The sequence below is a fragment of the Streptococcus henryi DSM 19005 genome (assembly GCF_000376985.1).
GTDB lineage: Bacteria > Bacillota > Bacilli > Lactobacillales > Streptococcaceae > Streptococcus > Streptococcus henryi.
In genome coordinates this window covers 395,778-417,756 of sequence record NZ_AQYA01000037.1, presented here as the reverse complement: position 1 = coordinate 417,756, position 21,979 = coordinate 395,778, and the positions used below count along the sequence as shown (strand labels likewise).

The following is a 21,979-nucleotide window of genomic DNA, read 5'->3' as shown; positions in this document are numbered from 1 at the left end:
TGTAAAATAAAAGTCTTTCATGAGTAAGCTACTCACTTTCAAATAGTATCACACTATATTGTAACTTGAAAAGTCTTTTTCTTCCTATTTAACCTAAAAAGTATTAAATAACAGTTAAGGGTTAAATCGAAGGCCTTTTGGAAAATTATTTTTTAATGTATTTCCAACAACCTTAGCAAATCCAATACCATTGCCTTCTATCATCACTAGATACCATCCATTTGTATAGCTCCCCTCTAGGCTAACTACATTTCCTGTGACATACTTGTTGAACTGTTCTATATCAATTTCAACAAACTGTTCTACGTCATCTGAAGATAATGCAAGCCCCAATGCAAATGCTGGTTCAAAACGATTCTTTTTAAATGTTCCTAAATGGAGACCATTGCGAGCAATTTTTAACTTAGACAAATCTGGTAATTCTTTAGGCAACAAATAGAGATTATCACCGAATGTTTGCAAGAAACCATCTAGCTCAATTTTAAGATGCTTTTTAGCAAAATCTTGCCAAAGTTTGATTTGGTCTTTTGTCAGTTTTGAAGAAGCAGACTTTACTTTGGGTACTTGCTTTGGTCTGCTATCTTGAAGCTTAGCAACAAACTGTCCTTCCCCCTTGAAGTGATGAGGATACATGCGTGCAACCTGTGGCATATCAATCCCTTCAACCATGCCATTAATTTTTGGAATGTCTACCAAATCCATATAGTCATATTGAGACAAGAGCCATTCTACAACTTCTTCATTCTCTTCAGGTGCCCAAGTACAAGTAGAATAGACTAAAGTCCCACCTGGAGCTAACATTTTCATGGCTTCAACTAGGATTTCCTTTTGCAAGTCAGCGCATTCTGCTGGATAGTCTTCGTGCCAATACTGTGTCGCTGCGGGATCCTTCCTGAACATGCCTTCGCCGGAACAGGGACCATCAAAAACAATCAAATCAAAATAGTCTGTAAATACCTTAGCTAATTTTTGAGAACTTTCGTTAGTAACGATAACATTTCTTGCACCAAAACGCTCAATATTTTCGACTAAGATTTTACTACGTTTTGTTGATATTTCGTTGCTGACAAGGAGTCCTGTATTATTCAAATAGCTGAGCAACTGTGTTGATTTTCCTCCTGGCGCAGCTGCTAAGTCTAAAACCTTCATGCCTTTTTCTGGCGCAGCTACTTGGGCAACCATCTGAGCAGCAGGTTCTTGAGAATAGACTAATCCTGAGACATGCTCCGCCGATTTTCCAGAAACTTTTCCATAATGACCCCAAGGTGTGTTAGGTATCTTGTCAGCAAAAGATTTTTGATTTTTTTTCAAAGGGTTAGTTCTAAATCCAGTTACAGCTTCTTGACTGAAAGTTTCTAAAAAATCAGCTGCTTCTGAACCCAGTAAACGAGTATACTTTTCAATAAATTTATCAGGTAATAGCATGACTCTATTATACTACATTTTTAGGAACAAGAGCATTTAAGAAACCGGGCTCAAGAAATTTGAGGTTATTTTATATATTTTTTTATTTCTGTTAGCTTAGCTTGTGGAATAAACATTATCGTCTGACGACTATTGAAATCTACTGGGTGACCGTCTAATGTTAAGAGAGTGTATCCCAATTTTTTCCCCATGATATAGGCTGCTGCATAATCCCAAGGTTGAATATGCGAGAAATATCCTAATAGTTGTCCTGCCATAACTTGTGCCATGCTGATTCCAGCTCCGCCGTAAACACGAACTCCTAAAGTTTGTTTAGCTAAATCTCGAATACCATGGTAATTATCTGCATACATGCATGCGTTTGTACCTAATAAACTGCGATTAAACGGTTTTTCTTCGTATTCAGGAAGAGGCCTGCCATTTACACAAACAGGAAATTCACCCCCACCACAATAAAGCAAATTCCTCATTACATCATAGATTAATCCAAACTTGCCGACTCCTGCTTCAAAATAAGCAATCATAATCGCAAAATGATCACCCTGTACAATGAAATTTACCGTACCATCTATAGGATCTAGCACCCATACATTACCTTGATTAATGGGATGACGTATATCATCTTCCTCTGCAAAAACATTATCTTCAGGATAACAGTTCTTGATTTTGGAGATAAGCAACTCCTGCGTTTCCTTATCTAAATTTGTTACAAGGTCGTCAAACTGTGTTTTTTCTTCTACATGAATATAATGGTCCATTTTAGATTTAATAAAATGACCTGCTTCTCGAATGATTTCTTGCGCAAACTGATATTTATTTTTCAAGAGAAAAGCTTCCTTTCTCTTTTGATTTCGCTGCCTGTACAGCTTTATAGGTGGAATAGCCGCTGCTTCTCTCAAAATCTCGATCGATTTGTTTTTCTTGTGCCTTACTTTTAACGACCATTTTGAAGTCAGCATAGCATTTTAATAACTTTTGTGCATCTACCTTACTTTCGTAGGCGTTTTCAACTTGATTCAAAAAAGAAAGCACTGCGGTAATCTCGTCAGTGCTCCAAGATAAATCAAGCGGATAGCTATAATTTTTCATATTTATCTCTCAATCTCTGCTCGAATCGTTGCTTGGCGCAACTCATGTTTACGATAATCACGTGGCAAAAAGGCACGGATTTCGTCCTCATTAAATCCAATTTGCATACGTTTTTTATCAAGAAGAATAGGGCGACGCAATAAACTAGGATTTTCTGAAATTAGTTGAATGAGGTCAGAAATGGACATATCATCAACGTCTACATCAAGCTTTTGAAAGACTTTTGAGCGCGTTGAAATAATGTCCTCTGTACCATTTTCAGTAAATGATAGAATACTCATCAATTCTTCTCGACTGAGGGGACTTGTAATTATATTATGTTCTTTAAATTCGACTTTATGGTTAGTTAACCAAGCTCTTGCTTTTCGACAACTTGTACAACTTGGTGATAAAAATAAGGTAATCATATATTTCCTCTATACAAACTTTACTCATTATCTATTATACAAAAAATTAGTCATCTTGGCTATGACTTTTCGAATTAAAACGAAGCAGATTTTAGAAAATTAACTTCTCTAAAAAATCGACTTCGAGTGACTCTACATTGAGATAATAATGCATTGAAATTTCCATCCCTGATAATGTGATTTTATTATTCTGTCCCAAAATTAAGTGCAATTTCTTTGTCAGATTCAAGTTGTGCAACTAATGCATCAATACCATCGAATTTCACCATATCACGGATTTTATCTAACCAGATAATTTCAATTGTTTCTCCGTAGATATCACCTTCAAAGTCAAAAATATTGGCTTCTAAACGGAGCTCAGTTCCGCCAAAAGTCACGTTTTTACCAACGCTTGTCATTGCTCTATGTCTTTTACCATGCAGTAAAACATCTGTCACATAAACGCCATCCGAAGGTAAATAAGTTCTGTCAATTGGTGCTAGATTGGCAGTTGGGAATCCAATGGTTCTCCCACGCGCATCACCATGAACTACCATGCCACGTGTCGAGAATTCGTATCCCAATAGTTCATTTGCTTTTGCGACATTACCTTCAGTAATCAATTCACGAATACGACTTGAGCTAATCTTCCCAACATCATCTTGAACTTCAGGAACAGTAATGACTTTCCCTGAAAAATTTCGAGAAAGGTAGTCGCTGTCAGTTCGATTGTGTCCAAATTTATAATCAAATCCGACTACAACTGCTTTTGCGCCAAGCCCTTCAATAAATGTTTTGATAAATTGATCTGATGAAATTTTTGAAAACTGTGTTGTAAAATCTACCAAATAGAGTTTATCAACTCCATATTCCTCAAATTTAGCATAGCGTTTTTCAGGGTATGCAATGTGAAGCAAGAGCTCAGGAGTAAATCGAGCAAATGCCAAACGAGGTGATTCATTAAAAGTCAGTACCACTACTTTTAAATTTTCCTGCTCTGCTATTTCCCGTGCCTTATCAAACAGTGCCTTATGACCACGGTGAAGCCCGTCAAAATATCCTAGCACTAAGACACAATCTTGATCTGACTGAATGTCAAACTGATTGTTAATAAATTGTATATCCATCTTTTTCCGTTCTAAATCAATACTTTTCTAGGTTTGTAGCTGTCCTCGCGTGGCTCAAGAATAGCCACTAACTTATCTTGGTAAAAACCTGCTACAAGAGGTTCGGTTGTTGCTAAAGTGACCCGTCTGCCAAAGGAAATCTCTGTCATTTCCTCTTCTGATAAATCCATACGAGGCAGATCTAAAACACCGTATTCAATAGGCAGAAGGAAAGAAAAATCATTTTTGGCAACCCTATCTGAAATTTCAGATAAAGTCAAAGCATCTTTTAAGACCAGTCCAGCTGAAGCTTCTCTCTCCAAGGCTGACATATGGGCTGGATAGCCCAATGCTTGTCCTAAATCAACTGACAAGGTTCTGACATAAGTCCCCTTGCTGCATTTGACTTCAAAATCAAAACGACAGCAATCATCATCAAAAACAAGGTCACTTGTTCTTTTAAAATCATAGATGCTTACCTGACGCTTTGGTCGCTCTACCTCCTGGCCAGCGCGGGCATACTCATAGAGTTTTCGCCCGTCAACTTTAACAGCTGAATACATAGGTGGGATTTGTGTAATTTGACCCTTAAAGTTTTCCATAGCCCGGTCAATGGCTTGCGCTGCCAAATTTGAGTCAACAGCTTTTTGTTCTACAAGCTCACCACTAGCATCTTCAGTAGTTGTTGAATAACCTAGGGTAACCTGGCCACGATAGACTTTACCAGCTTCTGTCATGTATTCAATGACACGGGTTGCCTTACCAACCGCAATGGGAAGGACACCAACCACGTCTGGATCAAGAGTTCCTCCGTGTCCAATTTTCTTTTCATGTAAAATTTTGCGGAGCTTAAAAACCGCATCATGAGAGGTCATACCAGCCTCTTTTTTCAAATTAATAATTCCGTTAATCATAAGCTCTATTATAACTGTTTTAAGACAAAAAAGGCAAGCCAAACTCCTATGAAATCAGAATAACTTTTTAAGGCCTTTAGTGATTTCTGGCGTCCGGTTTGCTTTTAAAAAATGTAAATTTATTTTTAGTCTGTTAAATCTTGACCATTGCTTTCAATGACTTTCTTGTACCAGAAGAATGAATCTTTGCGGTAGCGTTTAAGTGTTTTAAGGTCGAAATCATCGCGATCAACATAGATGAAACCATAACGTTTCTTAATACCTTCGTGTGTTGAGATGAGGTCGATTGCTGACCAAGGGTTGTAGCCCATCATATCAACACCATCCGTGATTGCTAATTGAATTTGTTCGATATGACGACGTAAGTATTCAATACGATATGGATCGTGGATTTTTCCGTCTTCCGTTAGTGTGTCATAAGCACCAAGTCCATTTTCAGTAACTAAAAGTGGGAGACGGTAACGGCTGTACATTTCACGAACAGTACCACGGAAACCAATTGGGTCAATTTCCCAGCCAAATTCAGTTTTAACAAGATTTGGATTGTCAACACTCTTAGCCACGCCTGGGAAGGTTAAGTGAGATTGTTGATCGCCATTTGCTCCTGCTGCTTCCGAGCCATCAGATGCTTCCACTGTTGCAGTGTTATAGTAGTTAAAGCCGATAAAGTCTGGTTTTCCAGCCTTCATAATTGCCAAATCTTCTTCAGTAACAGTTGGTACTGCATCTTGCTCTTCAAGGTAAGCCCAAGCAAGATTGTTATAAACACCGTAAACCGCTGCATCGAGGTAGAGCCAGTTACGAATGGCATTGAAGTTTTGTGAAGCCAAGACATCTTCAGGTTTTGATGAAGCAGCGTAGACAAGAGAAATATTTGGAGCTGGTCCAATCTTTGCTTCTGGCAACATTTCATGACAGATTTGCATGGCTTTTGCTTGCGCTACCAATTGGTGATGGTTTTGTTGGTAGATTTCCTTAGTGAGGTTTGTTGTACCTTCTGGAACATGGAGTGTTCCGATAACGGGACCAACCAAAGTAAGCATGTTTTGTTCGTTGATTGTCAACCAATATTTGACACGGTCACCGAAATTCTCAAATAAAACAGTGGCAAATTCTGCAAACCAATCAATCGATTCATGTTTTGACCAAGAACCACGTTCATCAAGCGCTGCTGGCATGTCAAAGTGGAACATTGTCACGATTGGTTCAATGTCATATTTCAAACATTCATCAATCAGATTATTGTAGAATTCAATACCTTTTGGATTCACTTCTCCCGTTCCATTTGGCAAGATACGAGTCCAAGAGATTGAGAAACGATATGATTTGAAGCCCATTTCTGCCATAAGGGCAATGTCTTCTTTATAGTGATGATAATGGTCAACAGAAACAGATAAATCAGATGTTCCTTCAGGAATTTCTTTGACGTCTTGACATGAAGGTCCTTTTCCATCTTCAAGGGCAGCCCCTTCTACTTGATAAGCTGAAGTTGATGCTCCCCAGAAAAAGTCATCCGGAAATGGTTTTAATGTTTTGTGTTGCATAAGTCGACTCCTTTTTAATTAAGCTACAAGGCTCCTCACCTATTTTATATTAAATATTAAGCCCTTTCATTATAACGCAATCCAAAGCAGAAAACTTGTAATAAACTAAGGAATACTGGTACTATAATATGATTTTCAAACCAAGAAAACAATTACATCTAAGCAAAACAGATATTTTCAATAAGTATTTAGCCATTTCAAAAATATAATGGTCATCACAAAACTTGAAATAATTTTTTATAAAAAATAAAAAGGGAAAAAATCCCTTTTAAACAACAAGAACTCACAAAATAGATCATTTTTCCCAATCCAAGTCGAGAGAAAAACCATAGCTTGATTTTTTAAAGCCATAATGTTGGTAGAATTCATGGGCAGTTTCTCTTGCACTAGTCATTCCACTATTTAATGCTAGAGCAGTTACCCCTTCTTGATAAGCTTTCAGTCTTACCTCATCAATTAAGCCTGTAGCAATACCTTGTTTACAGTATTTTTCAGAAACCACCAGTGCTAACATACGATAATAAGAGCCATCTCTTTCGAAGAAATGTAGCTTTGAAAAACCAATAAAGCCAACAATTTAATTATTGATGCTAGCTAGCTTCAGATAGTAATTCGGTAGCTGTAACAAATTGTCCAACCACTTCGCTAGGCTTTCTTCAACTGTCGGATAACCTAATTCCTCATACAAAGGAAGCAGTCCTTGGCCATCTGATGCTTGATAGTCTCTTATTTCCATAAACTTCACTCTCCCAAAGCTTCAAATTTAGCTTTCATAGTCGGGTTTTTGCGGGTTAATTTTTTGACACTGACATCATCTAACTTGTTATTGGCCAAGCGAAGTTGGTTTTCGCTGGTTGTCAGTGCTGCCTTAACAGCCTCCATACGCTTAATGGCCTTATCGATTTCATCAATAGCCTTCTTAAAGTTGGTACTGGCTGAATTGTAGTTCTTAGCAAAGGCATGCTTAAAGGTTTCTAGATCTTCCTCAAAATGCGTAATATCAATATTTTGTTCACGAATCAAGGCAAGTTCTTGCTTGTACTTAAGTGAATTAAGCGCAGCATTTCGCAAGAGACCAATAAGCTGGATAAAGAACTGAGGGCGGACGACGTACATCTTTTCATATTTGTGACTGATGTCAACAATCCCTGTGTTGTAATAGTCGTTATCAGCTTCAAGCATGGTAACTAAGACGGCGTACTCACATTTCTTCTCACGACGGTCTTTATCTAACTCCTTAAAAAAGTCTTCGTTCTTATGCTTCTTGACTGTACCATCTGCCTCGTTTTTCATTTCAAACATGATAGATAGTATTTCAATACCATTTTCATCTTTCTCCCGAAAAATGAAATCCCCCTTAGATCCTCGACTTGAGACAGTGTTATCCTTCTCAAAATAAGCGTTTGGAAAAGCAAGATTACGAACCTTATTGAACTCGGTTTCAGCGTAAATCTCTAAACTCTCACCGATTGCTTTGGTCGATTGCTGCGCTTTAAAGTTTTTATAAAATTCAACCTGTTCATTAGCTGCTTTTAATTGCACTTCGTAGTCGCTGCGCACCGAAGTCAGTTGAAGTTCTGCTTCTTTTTCCTGGAGCGCCAATCGACTTTGTACTGCTTCCTTCTCTTTTTCAAGACTTGCTAGAGATTTCTGCAGCTCATTTTCATGGGTTAGGGCTTGCTTATCTAATTGAGCTTGTAATTCTTGAACTTCTCTATCTTTTTCTGACAAAGACTTGGCAAGTTCAAGAGCCTGCTGACCAGATAACTTATCAAGCTGAGCTTCTAAGTCAGCAATCTTTTTATCCTTCTCAACCAAAGCTTGTTGCTTATCCAACTCTTGCAACTGTTTGACTTGTTCAAGCTGACTAGTCAATTCAGCAATTTCTTTATCTTTGTCACTGGCTTGAGCTTGTAAGTCATTTTTGGCCTTTTCTTCCAATAATTCTGTCTCACGAGTCAAACGCTCATGAATTTCCTTTTCAAATTCAGCGCCTCTTACTTGAGAAAGAAGTTGGCTATATTCAGTTTCATTAATTGTAAAAACAGTACCGCAATGCGGACATTTGATTTCGTTCATAAAATCCTCACATCAAATAATTTCTTTTATTATAACAAAAAAACGCTAAACTAGCGTTTTCGAGGGTATTTGATTTTATTAGTCCTGCTTGTAGGTGTGGTAAAAATCAACTTTAAGTTGAATTAAGCGTTCCAAGTCTTGTAAAAGTTGAAAAAGAATAGCTCTGGTTTCAAATTCTTCACGAGTTTTGGGCAGCTCTCTTTGCCTAAAGGTTTCAAGCATGAGATTGATATCATTAATAAGTGTGACTGCCGGATTACGCTCACTAAATTGCCGTGCTGTTTCATGAAAAAGATGAGCTAACAAGGCATTTTCTCGGGACTCTAACTTACAATTATTAATATTTGTTGCCATCTGCCTCAACAGTCGGTTTTGTTGCTGTCTCATCTCAAAGTAATGCACTTGATAATTGGTTTGATGAAAAAGATGGTTATGACGATCATGATAGACGAGTTCCAATGCCTCCTCCAAAATACCATCTAATTCCTTAATGAGGGTCGCATCATTTTGTCCATTACCTTTTAGAAGAAATTCCTCAAATCGTAACAATATAGCCTTCATCTGTTGCTCAACTCGCATATGGAATGCTTGAATTTCCTCATCTCGAGAGGGCATGTAGAGATTAAAAATCAATGCAACTCCAGCCCCAATAATAAAAATTGACACCTCATTTACCAAAACTGGTAATGCTATGCTTTCTTCTGCTAAAAGATGCGTTACCAAGACTGTTATAGGAGCAATACCAGATTCTAGTCCCCAGAAATAAGCAAGAGGAATATAAATCATAAGATATAATCCTAATGATATCAGCGAAAATCCCAAAAAGTAAAAAATAAAACAAGAAATAATAAAGGCTAAAATCAGTGACAGAAAACGTCGTTTGGCAACTTTTAAGCTGGTCTTTCGTGTTTCTAAAACACTCAAAATAGCTATTATACCAGCTGAACTAGCGTACGATAGACCAAAAGAATTAGCTAAAAAGATAGCTAAAAGTGTCGCAGCACTAATTTTAATAGTTCGTTCAATAATGCTCATCTATAATTTAGTATAATCCTTTCTCTACCTCAGCTTGAATACGGCTCCACTCTTGCTTAGCACGGCTTATTTTTCTTCTATAATCATTCAAGCCTTGCAAATAACGTTGAATAAGATAACTTTGTTTTAAAGGTGATATTTTTGGTATTTCAATACTATGAATTTTTTCGGTACTCAAATTCATGACTTGTTTGCCAGCATTTGCATCCTCTAGAAGTGCATGGCCAAAATCCGAATCCAAAAATAGCTTAATATAATAACCTTGAATATCTGAAGTTGGTCTTAATACTGTAATATTGGCCGACGCTATTACTGGACTAGCTTGAGCTTCAAAGACTGCTACTTTTTTGACGGTACCCTTGGAAGCAATCAAGACATCCCCCTCTTCTAAAATATAACGTGTCAGACTTGACTCTTTTGCTTCGACTTTGCGTAAGTTTTCATAAAGTATACCAGTCTCAGTCATATCACTTAGATTAATAACCAGTACATTTCCTTGATCAGAAAATTTTGAAACTGCCTTGCCCTTAAAGCAAGTTGTTACATCTTTCAAAGCTACTTTTGAAATTTTTAAATTTTGATAATCTTCAAAAACAGTCACAATACTTCCTCCTTATTAATTAGTATTCTAATACTAATTAATGATTTTTTCAAGGGCTCTTGTGATTTCATCTCTATTATTTTAAATAGATTAATTTCCTTATTTGAATGTAGTGATAAAACTTAAAAGAAAAGCAAGAAACACTACACAACTAGGTTTCCTGCTCTGCTATTTTTCAAATTAACAACTAGAAAGATTATAGTGCTTTGACTGCTTCGATAGCAGCTTGATAATCTGGATCTGAGTTAATATTATCCAAATACTCAACATAAGTTACGGTATCAGTCTCGTCAAGAACAAGAACAGCACGCGCTAGCAAGTGCCATTCTTCCATGAGAAGTCCATAAATCTTACCAAAACTATTGTCATAAAAATCTGAAAGCATGATGGCATTTTCCAGTCCTTCTGCACCACACCAACGTGCTTGTGCAAAAGGCAAATCTGCAGAAACTGTTAGAACGACTGTGTTATCCATCTCAGATAGTTCTTTATTAAAAGTACGGGTCTGTGTCGAACAAATTCCTGTGTCAATTGAAGGCACAACGCTAATCACTTTTTTCTTTCCAGCAAAATCAGCTAGTGTTTTGCTGGTCAAATCTTTAGCCATGAGCTTAAAGTCTCGAGCTTTTTCTCCAACTTGTACTTGCTTGTCAGCAGAAACTGTTACGGGTTTTCCGATAAATGTTGGCATAAGGATGTCCTCACTTTCATTTCATAGCGACATTCTACAAAATTTTCTGACATCTTTCCAAAAATTTGTTTGAAAATCAAATGTATTTGCTTCCTTCTCGGATACTTAAGGGAGCCATTTGACTGTCATACTTTTGGAAAAAGCTGCGCACCCAATCAGGATTAGTTTTAGAATAATCTCTCAAAGACCAACCGATAGCCTTATTGATAAAGAATTCATCGCTACCAAAATTCATGACTAAAATCTTCTCCAACAATTCAGTATTTGTCTTATCTTTGCGCCCTAATTGATGGTCAATAGCTAGGCGACGCAACCAAAAATCGTCATCTGCTGCCCAAGTCAGCATGAGATCATCAACACGCTTATCAGTCAATCCAATATGACCGATGACCTTATCCAAGCCGTCAATGCTGTCCCACCACTGCTTGGAACGCACATAACCTTCTATTTTAGGAATATCATCAAAAGTCACAAAAGCTTTCATTGCTGTCAAATAATCTCTCACCAAATATTGACATTCACGATGTTGATCATTCCAACAAGCATCCAGAAAGTCCCAATCAATGACCTTCTTCTTTTTCTCTGACTTCAGTAAGTCCTTGTAGCACGCTCTCCTAGCCGGTGTAGGAATCCCGTAAAAGACAAAATGATTTCGCATGTAGGCAGACATCTCTTTAGCTTTTTCTGCATCAGCCAATTCTTCAAAATGTGATTTCACTTCCTTATACTTCATTATCTAAACCTCTCAAAAGTATCTTTTATTGTTTTGGAAATATAGGCAGAGCTTGTTATCACATCGACTTAAGGCCTAATGTAGTCCACAAATATCTACCATAAGCCAAGCCCAATCAAAACAAAACAAAATTCATAGTTGCATTATAACAAAAAATCAGCCTAAACCTAGACTGATGCTCTTGATGATTTAAATATCCAAAATCCTATCCTTGAGGAACATATGCTATCGCCCTAACTGGTGACCCAGTCGCCGACTTCCAGTTGGGGAAAGCAATAGAGATAACCGCTCCTGTTGCTGGAACCTGATCCAAATTAGCCAGAACTTCAACTTGGTAGATTCCTTGCTCTAAGAGATAATATTCTTGATTTAGAATGCCACCAGCTTCAAAAACTGCTTTTCCACTATCAGTGTCCAATGTTTCATGCCCTAATGCCTTAACCTGACGTTCATGAATCAAAAATTCTAATGCTTCACGAGACCAACCTGGAGTTTGCTGTGTTCCCTTTTTATCTAGGTTAGTTATAGCATCCTGCGAAGGCCAGCGTTTAGACCAATCACTGCGGAAGGCAACAAAACTATCAGCAGGAATTTGACCATACTTAGCCTCAAAATCAAAAATATCTTGCTTACTTAATTCATAGTTTGGATCTTCTGCTACTTCTTTTGATTTATCAATAACAAAAAGCGGTAAAAGAAAATCTTCTAACGGAAGTTCATCAAGCCATTTCCCACCTTCAACAAAATGAATAGGCGCATCAATGTGAGTTCCGTATTGACCTACCACAGAAAATTGTTGTACATGGAAACCGTCTTTTAGAGTAAAAATATCTTTTGACTCAAGGGCAGGTAACGCAGCAAAATGGGGGCTATTCTCATCAATCTGATGCGATAAGTTTACTAGTTTTGCTGCTTTAAAAATGTTAAGTGCTTCATGTAATGTTGTCATAGGAATCCTCCAAGCTTATTCTATCTAGAAATCATTCGGTAATTACTCAAAACGAGTAATGAGTTGTCTTTTTAACTTGTCAATAGTATAGGGTAAAAAGCCTGTAATATCAACCTTTTTAGCTATTTTATTCTTTTATAGTCAGTTATAGATTTTGCTTATTTTGTATGTGAATTCAAAAAACAGAGTCTGGAACATAATGAGTTCCAAACTCTGACTTTCGGTATAAAAATATTACAGATATCCCTTAAATCTTATCTAAAGCAAGTTTAAGATCTTCAATCAAGTCACCTGCATTTTCAAGACCGATTGATAGACGGATTTGATTTGGTGTGACACCGCAGGCCGCCAAATCTTCTGCTGACATTTGTGCATGTGTTGTTGTATAAGGATGAACAACAAGAGATTTAGCATCAGCAACATTGGCCAAATTAGAGAAGATTTCTAGATTGTCGATAACTGTTGCTGCATCCTTAGAATTGCCTTTAACATGGAAGGTAAAGATTGAACCCGCACCTTTAGGGAAATATTTTTTAGCCAACTCAAAGTAAGGACTAGATGGCAAGCTAGGGTAGTTTACCTTTTCAACCTTATGGTGATTTTCTAAGAAGTCAACAATTTTCTTAGTATTTTCAATATGACGGTCTATGCGAAGCGACAAGGTTTCGAGTCCTTGCAGAAGCAGGAATGCATTAAACGGTGAAAGTGCTGCGCCCATATCACGTAGCAGCTGAACACGAAGGGCTGTAATAAAAGCTGCTGCTCCGATGTCTCGCGTGTAAGAGATATTATGGTAAGAAGCATCTTCTTCAACAAATTGAGGGAATTTGCCAGATGCTTCCCAGTCAAATTTCCCGCCATCGACAATGATTCCACCAATTGTAGTACCATGCCCACCAATGAATTTTGTAGCTGAGTGAACAGAAATATCAACGCCATGGTCAAAGACATTGATCAGGTAAGGTGTTCCAAACGTATTATCTGCTACCAAAGGGATATTATGAGCATGTGTCAATTCAGCCACTTTTTCAATATCTGGAATATTGATAAGAGGATTACCTAAGGTTTCAATCAAGACCAATTTAGTGTTGTCTTTGATGGCTGCTTCAACTTCTTCAAGATTTTCAATATTAACAAAAGTTGTTGTAATTCCATAACGAGGTAGTGTTTCTTTCAACAAGTTAAAAGTACCACCATAAAGGGTTGTAGCTGCGACAACATGGTCACCTGCATGAGCAAGCCCCAAGACTGTGTAGGTGAGAGCCGCCATACCTGAAGCAGTTGCCAAGGCACCGACACCTTTTTCTAGAGCTGCCACGCGCTCTTCAAAAACAGCAACTGTTGGATTACCAATACGGGTATAGATATTCCCAGGTTTTCTTAATGCAAAAAGGTCTTCTGCCTCTTGAGCATCATCAAAGACGTAGGACGTTGTTTGGTAAATTGGAACTGCACGTGATTTAGTTTCAGCATCAGGCTTTTGGCCAGCATGTAATTGTAAAGTTTCAAAAGAAAATTCTCGTGTCATAACTTGTCTCCCTATTGAATAGTCAATTCGTATTTTTATAAATACTCACCATTTCATTTTACTCCATTTTTGAAAAGCTTTCCAATACTTATTTAAATGAAAAAGGTATAGTTAATAACTATACCTCGAGTTTACATCATTGAATTTACTTTCTTAATAGGAATAGGTTCAGAAATTACCCAATTCCCATTAGAAGCTGTGCTATTTTAAAATAAATAACCAAAGCAAAAGCATCAACAACTGTTGTTACCAGTGGTCCAGCCATAACTGCAGGGTCTTGCTTTAGTTTACGGGCTAGAACGGGCAATAGTCCTCCTACAAGTTTTGCCATGACTATAGTCATTAAGAGGGTTAGGCTTACTGTTACACAAATGTTGAGTGATACTTGACTAAGAAGCATCATTCTAACTAGGTTGACCAAAGCTAAAATACTTCCTACAACCAAGCCGACACGAAGTTCTTTCCACAATACTTTGAGACTATCTCTTTCTTTAATCTCATCTAATGCCATTGATCGAATGATTAGAGTTGAAGATTGAGATCCTGAATTACCACCACTATCCATTAACATAGGGATATAGGCAGCTAAAGCTACTGTGGAACTTAGTACCGCCTGATATTTTTCAATAATAAATCCAGTAACTGTTGCAGAAATCATCAAAACAAGGAGCCAGACGATGCGTTTACTAGCCAGAGAAAAGACACCAGTCTCTAAATATGGTGACTCGGTCGTTCCCATCCCTTGCATAAGTGAGTAGTCTTCATGAATCTCGTCTGCAATGACATCAAATATATCATCGGCTGTAATTATTCCTACAATCCTATCCTCTTTGTCACAAACAGGAATAGACAAAAGTGAATGTTTATTGAAAAGCTTTGCTGCTTTCTCCTGATCATCATGAGTATAGACTTTAACAGGATTCCATTGAATGATAGAGTCAAGTGACTCTTCCTGTAATCTAACCAAGTCGGCCAAGTAAAAATAGCCAATAATTTGACGTTTATCATCTTTAATAAAGATAGAATCTAAGTGTTCGTGATCAGCTGGAGACTGTGAAATCTTTTTAAGGACATCCGACTTACTGTCACTCTTTTTCACGGCTACATAGTCCACACTCATCAAGCTTCCAACGCTGTCTTCTGGGTAATTCAATAATTTATTGATACTATCTCTTCTATCTGAATCGACATAATGCAAAAGTTTTGTAACCATATTTGAGGGTAATTCTTGCAAACTATCAACCAAATCGTCCGAAGCCAGTTCATCAATTAAGTCTTTCAAATCTGGATTGGTAAAACTTTCAATAACTTCTGTTTTCAAATCTCGTGGAAGCTCTGCAAATACTTCTGCCAGAACATCCTTTGGTAACATAGTCATTACAATAGTCCGTTTTTCTGGCTCCATTTTTATGAGAAATTCTGCAATATCTACTTCTTGCATTGTTTTTAATGTTGCTTGCAAGCTAGCCAATTCTTTGAAATTAATGTCTACTTTATTCATCTCTTCCTCCGTACAAGTCACTCTTAAATTGAGCTCTGTTACTCTCAACTTTACAAGGAAAGAAAATACAAGAAAAACTATCAGTTTAAGGGTGACTGAAAACTATAGTGAAAAGATTTCAGGAGTGCCATTAAGATAATCCCAAAACCTTTGACAATCAAACTGGGTTCGGGAACTGGGGAATTATCCATAATCATCACTCCTTTCAACAAGATACTAAGGGCGAATGGGGACCAAGCAAAAATAGGAGGTTAGACGCCGGATGCTGGCATCCAAGGAAAAACTATCTTTTTTGCATAGGTCCGAGCCCGAGTTCAATTTCAACAAGATACTAAGGGCGAATGGAACCAAGCAAAAATAGGAGGTTAGACGCCGGATGCTGGCGTCCAAGGAAAAACTATCTTTTTGCATCGGTCCGAGCCCGAGTTTAACACTTTAATAAATAGATTTCTATTTTCTTCTTAGACATAAAAGAACATTGACTAAAAATCGAAAAAAATCCACCTCAGGTAGGTGGATTCATTTTAGACTCAGATTGACAAACATCAGAAATTGAGTTTCAGTTTGCTTACTCTTAAATCGAGCATAGTTTCTGATGACTTGTTACGTTTGAGCTTTAGCTTTGAAGGGCAATGTTATTACACTATTCTAAACCTTGTTTCGATAAAGACTGTTGGCCAACGCATGGTGTCTCCACCATTTTGCGGCAGTAATCCGTATCCCTTCAGTAGCCTCACCTACCGAAACTAATTATAACACACTAGTTTTTTTAGTTCAACAAACTCTAAGGTGAATTTTTGAAAAGTAGTTTTCAGAAAACTATTTTTTCTAGTTTAGGATTTTTTCTCAATTGGCGCCACACTGGCTAAAAGTTTTTTTAGCCCAACTTCAGGGAAATTAATCTTCAACTCCTGAGTTTTGCCTGAACCGTTAACTGCAAGAACAGTACCATCACCCCATTTTTTATGGTGGGCGATATCCCCAATTTGCCAGTCCACTGCTTCCTTACTTGCGCTAGATTGACCAAATGGCAGACCTGCACTTGTTCTTGAAAATGGCTGAGCTTTGGTAGCAGTTGAGGTCTGGTAAGAAGAACTTGTTCTTGGCTGTGCCTGTGCTTTTCTAGCTTGCAGAGCTTCTTGCAGGCTCATTCCCTGACCAAACTGTGTTGCTCCGCCATTAGCATAAGAAGCTTTAAAGGAAGTATTGGCAGGTCGGGCAAGTCCTTGGTACCGTAAGAGCTCATCGGAGATTTCACGAAGGAATCGAGTAGGACGATTGTAGCTGGTTTTACCATAAAGGACACGGCTGTTGGCGTTGGTCAGGAAGAGTATTTCCTCGGCTCGAGTAATACCAACATAAGCTAGGCGACGTTCCTCTTCCAATTCGTCAGGATCTTCAGAAGCGCGTGACAGAGGGAAGACTCCTTCTTCCATACTAATCAAGAAGACAACCGGAAATTCCAGTCCTTTTGCTGCGTGAAGAGTCATGAGGGTAACTTCTGCAGTCTGTTGGTCACCCTCATCCGTATCAGCAATCAAAGCCAAGTCGTTTAGGAAACGTCCCAATTTATCTAAACCGGACTCTTCTGGTGTCCCATCAGTGTTATTTTCATCAAAATTCTTTGTAACTGACAGGAACTCTTCAATATTTTCAATACGAGCTTGACTTTCAAGTGTATTTTGAATCTTGAGGGCATCTAGGTAGCCAGATTTATCTAAAATTTCTTCTACTAATTCCGTTACAGACAGCTGATCAAGCTTATCACGTAAGTTAAGAACTAGATTAGCCAAATCCCAAACCGCCTGAGCAGCCTTACCTTTGATTTGCGATAGCATGATATTAGCCGATGCATCAAGCAAACTCATCTCTTGGGTATAGGCAAATTGGCGGATTTTTTCAAGAGTTCCTGGTCCTACACCACGCTTTGGTTCGTTGACAATTCGCTCATAACTGATATTGTCTGCTGTATTAGCCACAATGTTCAAGTAGGCAATGACATCACGGATTTCCTTACGGCTGTAGAACTTTGTTCCACCGACCATGGTATAAGGAATATTGGACTTAAGCAGGGCTTCTTCAATAGTACGAGACTGGGCATTAGTTCTGTAAAGAACTGCGAAATCTTTAAAGTTCTTGCCAGTCTCACGGACAATATTGTCAATCGTTGAAGCTACAAAGACAGCTTCGTCGCGTTCATCATGGGCACGATAGTAAACAATTTGCTCACCATCATCATTTTGTGTCCACAGTTTCTTTGGACGGCGATTCTTATTGTTTCCAATAACTTCATTTGCCGCCTGTAGGATTTTTTTAGTTGAACGGTAATTTTCTTCAAGAAGGACAACTTTTGCTTGAGGATAGTCCTTTTCAAAATCAAGGATATTTTGCATGTCAGCCCCACGCCATCCATAAATAGATTGGTCAGCGTCCCCAACAACACAAATATTTTTAAAGCGTGATGCCAGAAGTTTAACCAATTGGTATTGGGCATGGTTGGTATCCTGATACTCATCTACGTGAATATATTGGTAACGTTGTTGATAGTAAGCCAAAACATCTGGATTCTTATCAAAAAGACGCAGCGTCATCATGATTAAATCATCAAAGTCCATGGCCTCAGAACGACGCAATTCCTCCTGATAAGCCTTATAACATTTGGCAACTATTTGCGTATACATATCACCTGCCTGATGCTCATAAGCCACTTCATCCAAAAGGTCATTTTTCGCATTGGAAATGGTGCCCAGAATAGAGCGTTCATTCCATTTCTTAGGATCAAGGTTAAGGTTCTTCAAGATACGCTTCATAAGCGTGCGCTGCTCACCAGGATCGACAATCGTAAAATTACGATTGTAGCCAATGTGGTCTGCCTCTCGTCTTAAGATGCGGACACACATGCTGTGGAAGGTAGCAATCAAGGTATCCGCTGTCGCAGGATTCAGTGCCATAGCACGCTCACGCATCTCACGCGCAGCCTTATTGGTAAAGGTAATAGCTAAAATATTCCAAGGATTAACAAATTTTTCATCAATCAAATAGGCGATTCGATGAGTCAAGACACGAGTCTTACCAGATCCTGCACCAGCCATAATTAAAAGTGGGCCTTCAGTAGTTTTAACCGCTTCGGCCTGTTTCTCATTCATACCATTTAATAAAGGATTCATTTTTCAACCTTTCAGTTCATTTCAAATCAGCTATAAAATTATACCATTTTTAAAACTAAAAGGGTAATTTATGATTAAAGGTTTTTCAGAGAATTCTTTTTACATAATTCAATAAAATAGTGATGTACTTTAAAAGAATTTGTTAATTCAGGATGAAATGATAGACCAATTTGATTTTGAAAGCGAACACCAACTATTTTTTCATCAACCTTAGCCAGAACTTCAACATTTGGGGCTACTTCTTCGATATATGGCGCTCGAATAAAAGTCATTGGTACAGTTCCAATATCTTTAACAATTGACTGAGATGAAAAAGAACCCAATTGTCGACCACAAGCATTTCTTTTAACCTTTATTGGCAAAGTGCCCAAATGTTGCTTAGTATCATTAGAAAGTTTTTCTGCAAGCAGAATTAGTCCTGCACATACTCCCATTACTGGTAAGCCGGATTTTATTTTCTCTTTTAGAACCTGCAACAGACCCAATTCTTTTAATAATTTCCCTTGAGCTGTTGACTCACCACCTGGAAGAATAATACCATCAATATCCTCCTCTAAATCCGAAAGTTGACGTATCTCAATGACTGTAGCACCCAGCTTCCTTACTATTTCTTCATGTTCAATAAATGCACCTTGTAGCGCTAAGATTCCAATTTTCATAGCATTACCCACTTAGATACCACGCTCAGCCATCAATAGTCCAATTTCATCTTCATTAATTCCTACCATAGCCTCACCCAGATTTTCTGATAGCTTAGCAATCAGCTTTGCATCCTTATAATTTGTCACTGCCTGAACGATTGCCTCAGCTCGTTTTACCGGATTTCCAGACTTAAAAATACCAGAACCAACAAAAACACCCTCAGCACCCAAATGCATCATTAATGCTACGTCAGCTGGTGTTGCAACCCCTCCTGCAGCAAAATTAACAACAGGAAGTCTATGGTTTTCGTGAACATATTTAACCAAGTCGTATGAAACTTGCAGCTCTTTTGCAGCGTAATATAACTCATCTTCTGTCAATGAAGATAGACGATTGATTTCTTGATTTAGCTGTCGCATATGGCGAACCGCTTGGACGACATCACCCGTCCCAGGTTCCCCTTTTGTTCTAATCATGGTAGCACCTTCTTGTATCCGTCTAAGAGCTTCCCCTAAATCCTTGGCACCACATACAAAAGGAACTTCAAATTGATTTTTATCAATATGGTAAACATCGTCAGCTGGTGAAAGTACTTCGCTCTCATCAATATAGTCTATCTCAATTGCCTGCAAAATTTGTGCCTCCGCAAAATGACCAATTCGTACTTTTGCCATAACAGGAATTGAAACCGCCTCTTGAATGCCCTTAATCATAGCAGGATCACTCATGCGTGACACACCACCTGCAGCTCTGATATCTGCTGGAATACGTTCAAGTGCCATAACCGCACAAGCTCCCGCTTCTTCAGCAATTCTAGCTTGTTCTGGTGTTGTCACATCCATAATAACACCACCTTTTAACATCTGAGCAAGTTGCTTATTCAATTCAACACGTTCTTTTACCATAAGATCCTCCTTTGGAAAACAGGTAAAATTTTGAAAGATAACTTAAAATCAATAGAAAAACTAAGTTGACTATTTGATTTTTAGCGGTCTCAACACCTGTTTACCGTTTACATTTTTATTAACATTTATTATAATGAAAACTGACTTGATTTAAATATTCATTTTAAAACTATTTTATAGGGTCAGATTAACTTACTATGCTAACATATTAACATATTCATTAAACTCATCTTCAAAAATACCCTTGTATGAACAGTTATACACTTCTATTAAAAAAGACATTTTAAAAGGTAGATTACTCGCCCATGAAAAACTTCCATCAAAGCGTAATCTCTCAAAACACCTTGGAATTTCAGTGGTAACTATTGAATCAAGTTACCAACAGCTTCAAGCAGAAGGATTTATCTACAGTCTTCCAAAAAAAGGTTTTTTTGTGTCAAAAATTAACCTCCAAAAAATTCATACTCAAAAAAAAATAAGACTAGATTCAGTTTCTGAAACAAGGTCAGTTTTACCACGAACAGAATTAAATTTGAGTCATCATCAAATTGATCCAGAAACATTTCCTTTTGCTACATGGTCAAGATTATTACGATCAGTCCTTAATGAAAACCAAGAAAAACTCGTAGATGTCTCACCAAGTCAAGGTATTTTATCACTTAGACAAGCTATTGCTGAGCATCTTAATGCTTATAGAGGAATGGCTGTTGATCCTCAACAAATTATCATAGGAGCAGGGACAGACTATCTTTACTTGCTTCTCATACAGCTATTGGGAACAAACAAAACCGTAGCTATTGAAGATCCCGGCTATCCTAAAATAAGAAAAATCTATGAACAGTTTAATGTCCATTTTCAACCAGTACCTGTCAATGAAGATGGAATCGATTTGGAAATACTAAATCAAAGTAAGGCAGATATTGTTCATATTTCACCATCCCATCAATTTCCTACAGGTTCTATTTTACCGATTAGTAAACGCTATGAACTCCTGGCATGGGCAAGTCAGAAAGAAAACAGATATATTGTAGAAGACGACTTTGATAGTGAATTTCGTTTTATCGGAAAACCACTACCAAGTCTCCAGAAAATCGATCACTCAGATAAAGTGATTTACATTAATACCTTTAGTAAAAGTCTCGTTTCAACCCTAAGAATTAGTTATATGATTTTACCACCTCAACTTCTTCCTCTTTTTAAAGAAAAGCTGAGCTTCTATGCAAATACTGTCTCAAACCTTGAACAGTACACACTTGCAAAATTTATTAAAGAAGGTTACTTTGAGAAACACCTTAATAGAATGAGAATCTATTATCAGAAAAAGCGTGATTATTTTATTAATCAGCTCAAAGAAAGTTCCCTTTCAAAGAAAATTAGTATTGTTAATAGTTCATCTGGATTGCATTTTATTCTTCACATTAAAACAATCACCCCAGAAGAAGAGATTTGTCAAAGGGCTATTGAACAAGGGCTCTCAATAACTCCCGTCACATCCTTCTATCATCAAGATAATCAAACTTGGCCTCATTGCTTTGTGGTGAATTATGGCAATATAAAAAAGGATAATGTCAAAAAGATAATTACGATTTTAGAAAATATTTTACAAGATTAAAAATTAAATCGTACTTTTTTCCATACAATTACAGGAAATTCTATTGACAAAGTTCGTTTTTTCGGATAATAT

19 protein-coding genes, 1 pseudogene and 1 riboswitch are annotated in these 21,979 nt (G+C 37.6%); of the genes and pseudogenes, 1 reads left to right on the top strand and 19 read right to left on the bottom strand.

Going from position 1 to position 21,979, the window contains the following annotated elements:
- Positions 1-114: 114 nt before the first annotated feature.
- The 19 genes and pseudogenes from F601_RS0112010 to pdxS all read right to left on the bottom strand — a co-directional run bounded on the left by F601_RS0112010 (position 115) and on the right by pdxS (position 20,295).
- Positions 115-1,425: an RsmF rRNA methyltransferase first C-terminal domain-containing protein gene (locus tag F601_RS0112010; protein WP_018165931.1), complete on the bottom strand. Its 1,311-nt coding sequence runs from the start codon at positions 1,423-1,425 to the stop codon at positions 115-117.
- 65 nt (positions 1,426-1,490) lie between these two features.
- Positions 1,491-2,249 (bottom strand): inositol monophosphatase family protein, encoded by a 759-nt coding sequence (locus tag F601_RS0112005; protein ID WP_018165930.1) that lies wholly within the window; start codon positions 2,247-2,249, stop codon positions 1,491-1,493.
- Entirely contained in the window at positions 2,239-2,514 is a 276-nt protein-coding gene (locus F601_RS0112000; RefSeq protein ID WP_018165929.1) for a UPF0223 family protein, read from the bottom strand. The genes F601_RS0112005 and F601_RS0112000 overlap by 11 nt, the downstream gene beginning before the upstream one ends.
- 2 nt (positions 2,515-2,516) lie before the next feature.
- Complete coding sequence (locus tag F601_RS0111995; protein ID WP_026183222.1) at positions 2,517-2,921, bottom strand: Spx/MgsR family RNA polymerase-binding regulatory protein; 405 nt, start codon at positions 2,919-2,921, stop codon at positions 2,517-2,519.
- A gap of 185 nt (positions 2,922-3,106) precedes the next feature.
- Complete coding sequence (locus tag F601_RS0111990; RefSeq protein ID WP_018165927.1) at positions 3,107-4,027, bottom strand: bifunctional riboflavin kinase/FAD synthetase; 921 nt, start codon at positions 4,025-4,027, stop codon at positions 3,107-3,109.
- 11 nt (positions 4,028-4,038) lie between these two features.
- A complete protein-coding gene (gene truB / locus F601_RS0111985; protein WP_018165926.1) occupies positions 4,039-4,920 on the bottom strand; it encodes a tRNA pseudouridine(55) synthase TruB in 882 nt (293 codons plus the stop codon).
- 125 nt (positions 4,921-5,045) lie between these two features.
- Positions 5,046-6,464 carry a glycoside hydrolase family 1 protein gene (locus F601_RS0111980; protein WP_018165925.1) on the bottom strand — a complete coding sequence of 473 codons (1,419 nt, stop codon included), beginning with the start codon at positions 6,462-6,464 and terminating at the stop codon, positions 5,046-5,048.
- 295 nt (positions 6,465-6,759) lie between these two features.
- Positions 6,760-7,200: pseudogene (locus F601_RS12610) on the bottom strand (GNAT family N-acetyltransferase).
- 5 nt (positions 7,201-7,205) lie between these two features.
- Positions 7,206-8,543, bottom strand: a complete 1,338-nt coding sequence (locus F601_RS0111970) for a DUF2130 domain-containing protein (protein WP_018165922.1) — start codon at positions 8,541-8,543, stop codon at positions 7,206-7,208.
- Positions 8,544-8,621: 78 nt separating this feature from the next.
- On the bottom strand, positions 8,622-9,578 hold the full coding sequence (locus tag F601_RS0111965) for an aromatic acid exporter family protein (protein ID WP_018165921.1): 957 nt from the start codon (positions 9,576-9,578) through the stop codon (positions 8,622-8,624).
- 7 nt (positions 9,579-9,585) lie between these two features.
- Positions 9,586-10,182 carry a restriction endonuclease subunit S gene (locus F601_RS0111960; protein WP_155979171.1) on the bottom strand — a complete coding sequence of 199 codons (597 nt, stop codon included), beginning with the start codon at positions 10,180-10,182 and terminating at the stop codon, positions 9,586-9,588.
- A gap of 193 nt (positions 10,183-10,375) precedes the next feature.
- Positions 10,376-10,870 (bottom strand): thiol peroxidase, encoded by a 495-nt coding sequence (gene tpx / locus F601_RS0111955; protein ID WP_018165919.1) that lies wholly within the window; start codon positions 10,868-10,870, stop codon positions 10,376-10,378.
- 76 nt (positions 10,871-10,946) lie between these two features.
- Positions 10,947-11,606, bottom strand: coding sequence for a DNA alkylation repair protein (locus F601_RS0111950; RefSeq protein ID WP_026183220.1), 660 nt, complete (start codon positions 11,604-11,606; stop codon positions 10,947-10,949).
- A 202-nt stretch (positions 11,607-11,808) separates the two neighbouring features.
- Complete coding sequence (locus tag F601_RS0111945) at positions 11,809-12,552, bottom strand: cyclase family protein (RefSeq protein WP_018165917.1); 744 nt, start codon at positions 12,550-12,552, stop codon at positions 11,809-11,811.
- Positions 12,553-12,799: 247 nt separating this feature from the next.
- Positions 12,800-14,080: an O-acetylhomoserine aminocarboxypropyltransferase/cysteine synthase family protein gene (locus tag F601_RS0111940; protein WP_018165916.1), complete on the bottom strand. Its 1,281-nt coding sequence runs from the start codon at positions 14,078-14,080 to the stop codon at positions 12,800-12,802.
- Positions 14,081-14,255: 175 nt separating this feature from the next.
- Positions 14,256-15,581, bottom strand: a complete 1,326-nt coding sequence (gene mgtE / locus F601_RS0111935) for a magnesium transporter (RefSeq protein WP_018165915.1) — start codon at positions 15,579-15,581, stop codon at positions 14,256-14,258.
- 593 nt (positions 15,582-16,174) lie between these two features.
- A riboswitch (M-box (ykoK) riboswitch) is annotated at positions 16,175-16,333 on the bottom strand.
- Between the two features lie 81 nt (positions 16,334-16,414).
- On the bottom strand, positions 16,415-18,748 hold the full coding sequence (pcrA, locus tag F601_RS0111920; protein WP_018165913.1) for a DNA helicase PcrA: 2,334 nt from the start codon (positions 18,746-18,748) through the stop codon (positions 16,415-16,417).
- A 74-nt stretch (positions 18,749-18,822) separates the two neighbouring features.
- On the bottom strand, positions 18,823-19,407 hold the full coding sequence (pdxT, locus tag F601_RS0111915) for a pyridoxal 5'-phosphate synthase glutaminase subunit PdxT (protein WP_018165912.1): 585 nt from the start codon (positions 19,405-19,407) through the stop codon (positions 18,823-18,825).
- Positions 19,408-19,419: 12 nt separating this feature from the next.
- A complete protein-coding gene (gene pdxS, locus F601_RS0111910) occupies positions 19,420-20,295 on the bottom strand; it encodes a pyridoxal 5'-phosphate synthase lyase subunit PdxS (RefSeq protein ID WP_018165911.1) in 876 nt (291 codons plus the stop codon).
- Between the two features lie 205 nt (positions 20,296-20,500).
- On the opposite strand from pdxS, the gene pdxR reads away from it, so the two are divergent.
- Entirely contained in the window at positions 20,501-21,907 is a 1,407-nt protein-coding gene (gene pdxR, locus F601_RS0111905; RefSeq protein ID WP_026183219.1) for a MocR-like pyridoxine biosynthesis transcription factor PdxR, read from the top strand.
- Positions 21,908-21,979 lie beyond the last annotated feature (72 nt).

Excerpts from the sequence above, each read along its gene's own strand:
- F601_RS0112010 (WP_018165931.1), bottom strand. The coding sequence starts at position 1,425 with ATGCTATTACCTGATAAATTTATTGAAAAGTATACTCGTTTACTGGGT.
- F601_RS0112000 (WP_018165929.1), bottom strand. The coding sequence starts at position 2,514 with ATGAAAAATTATAGCTATCCGCTTGATTTATCTTGGAGCACTGACGAG.
- F601_RS0111995 (WP_026183222.1), bottom strand. The coding sequence starts at position 2,921 with ATGATTACCTTATTTTTATCACCAAGTTGTACAAGTTGTCGAAAAGCA.
- F601_RS0111990 (WP_018165927.1), bottom strand. The coding sequence starts at position 4,027 with ATGGATATACAATTTATTAACAATCAGTTTGACATTCAGTCAGATCAA.
- truB (WP_018165926.1), bottom strand. The coding sequence starts at position 4,920 with ATGATTAACGGAATTATTAATTTGAAAAAAGAGGCTGGTATGACCTCT.
- F601_RS0111980 (WP_018165925.1), bottom strand. The coding sequence starts at position 6,464 with ATGCAACACAAAACATTAAAACCATTTCCGGATGACTTTTTCTGGGGA.
- F601_RS0111970 (WP_018165922.1), bottom strand. The coding sequence starts at position 8,543 with ATGAACGAAATCAAATGTCCGCATTGCGGTACTGTTTTTACAATTAAT.
- F601_RS0111965 (WP_018165921.1), bottom strand. The coding sequence starts at position 9,578 with ATGAGCATTATTGAACGAACTATTAAAATTAGTGCTGCGACACTTTTA.
- tpx (WP_018165919.1), bottom strand. The coding sequence starts at position 10,870 with ATGCCAACATTTATCGGAAAACCCGTAACAGTTTCTGCTGACAAGCAA.
- F601_RS0111945 (WP_018165917.1), bottom strand. The coding sequence starts at position 12,552 with ATGACAACATTACATGAAGCACTTAACATTTTTAAAGCAGCAAAACTA.
- F601_RS0111940 (WP_018165916.1), bottom strand. The coding sequence starts at position 14,080 with ATGACACGAGAATTTTCTTTTGAAACTTTACAATTACATGCTGGCCAA.
- mgtE (WP_018165915.1), bottom strand. The coding sequence starts at position 15,581 with ATGAATAAAGTAGACATTAATTTCAAAGAATTGGCTAGCTTGCAAGCA.
- pcrA (WP_018165913.1), bottom strand. The coding sequence starts at position 18,748 with ATGAATCCTTTATTAAATGGTATGAATGAGAAACAGGCCGAAGCGGTT.
- pdxT (WP_018165912.1), bottom strand. The coding sequence starts at position 19,407 with ATGAAAATTGGAATCTTAGCGCTACAAGGTGCATTTATTGAACATGAA.
- pdxS (WP_018165911.1), bottom strand. The coding sequence starts at position 20,295 with ATGGTAAAAGAACGTGTTGAATTGAATAAGCAACTTGCTCAGATGTTA.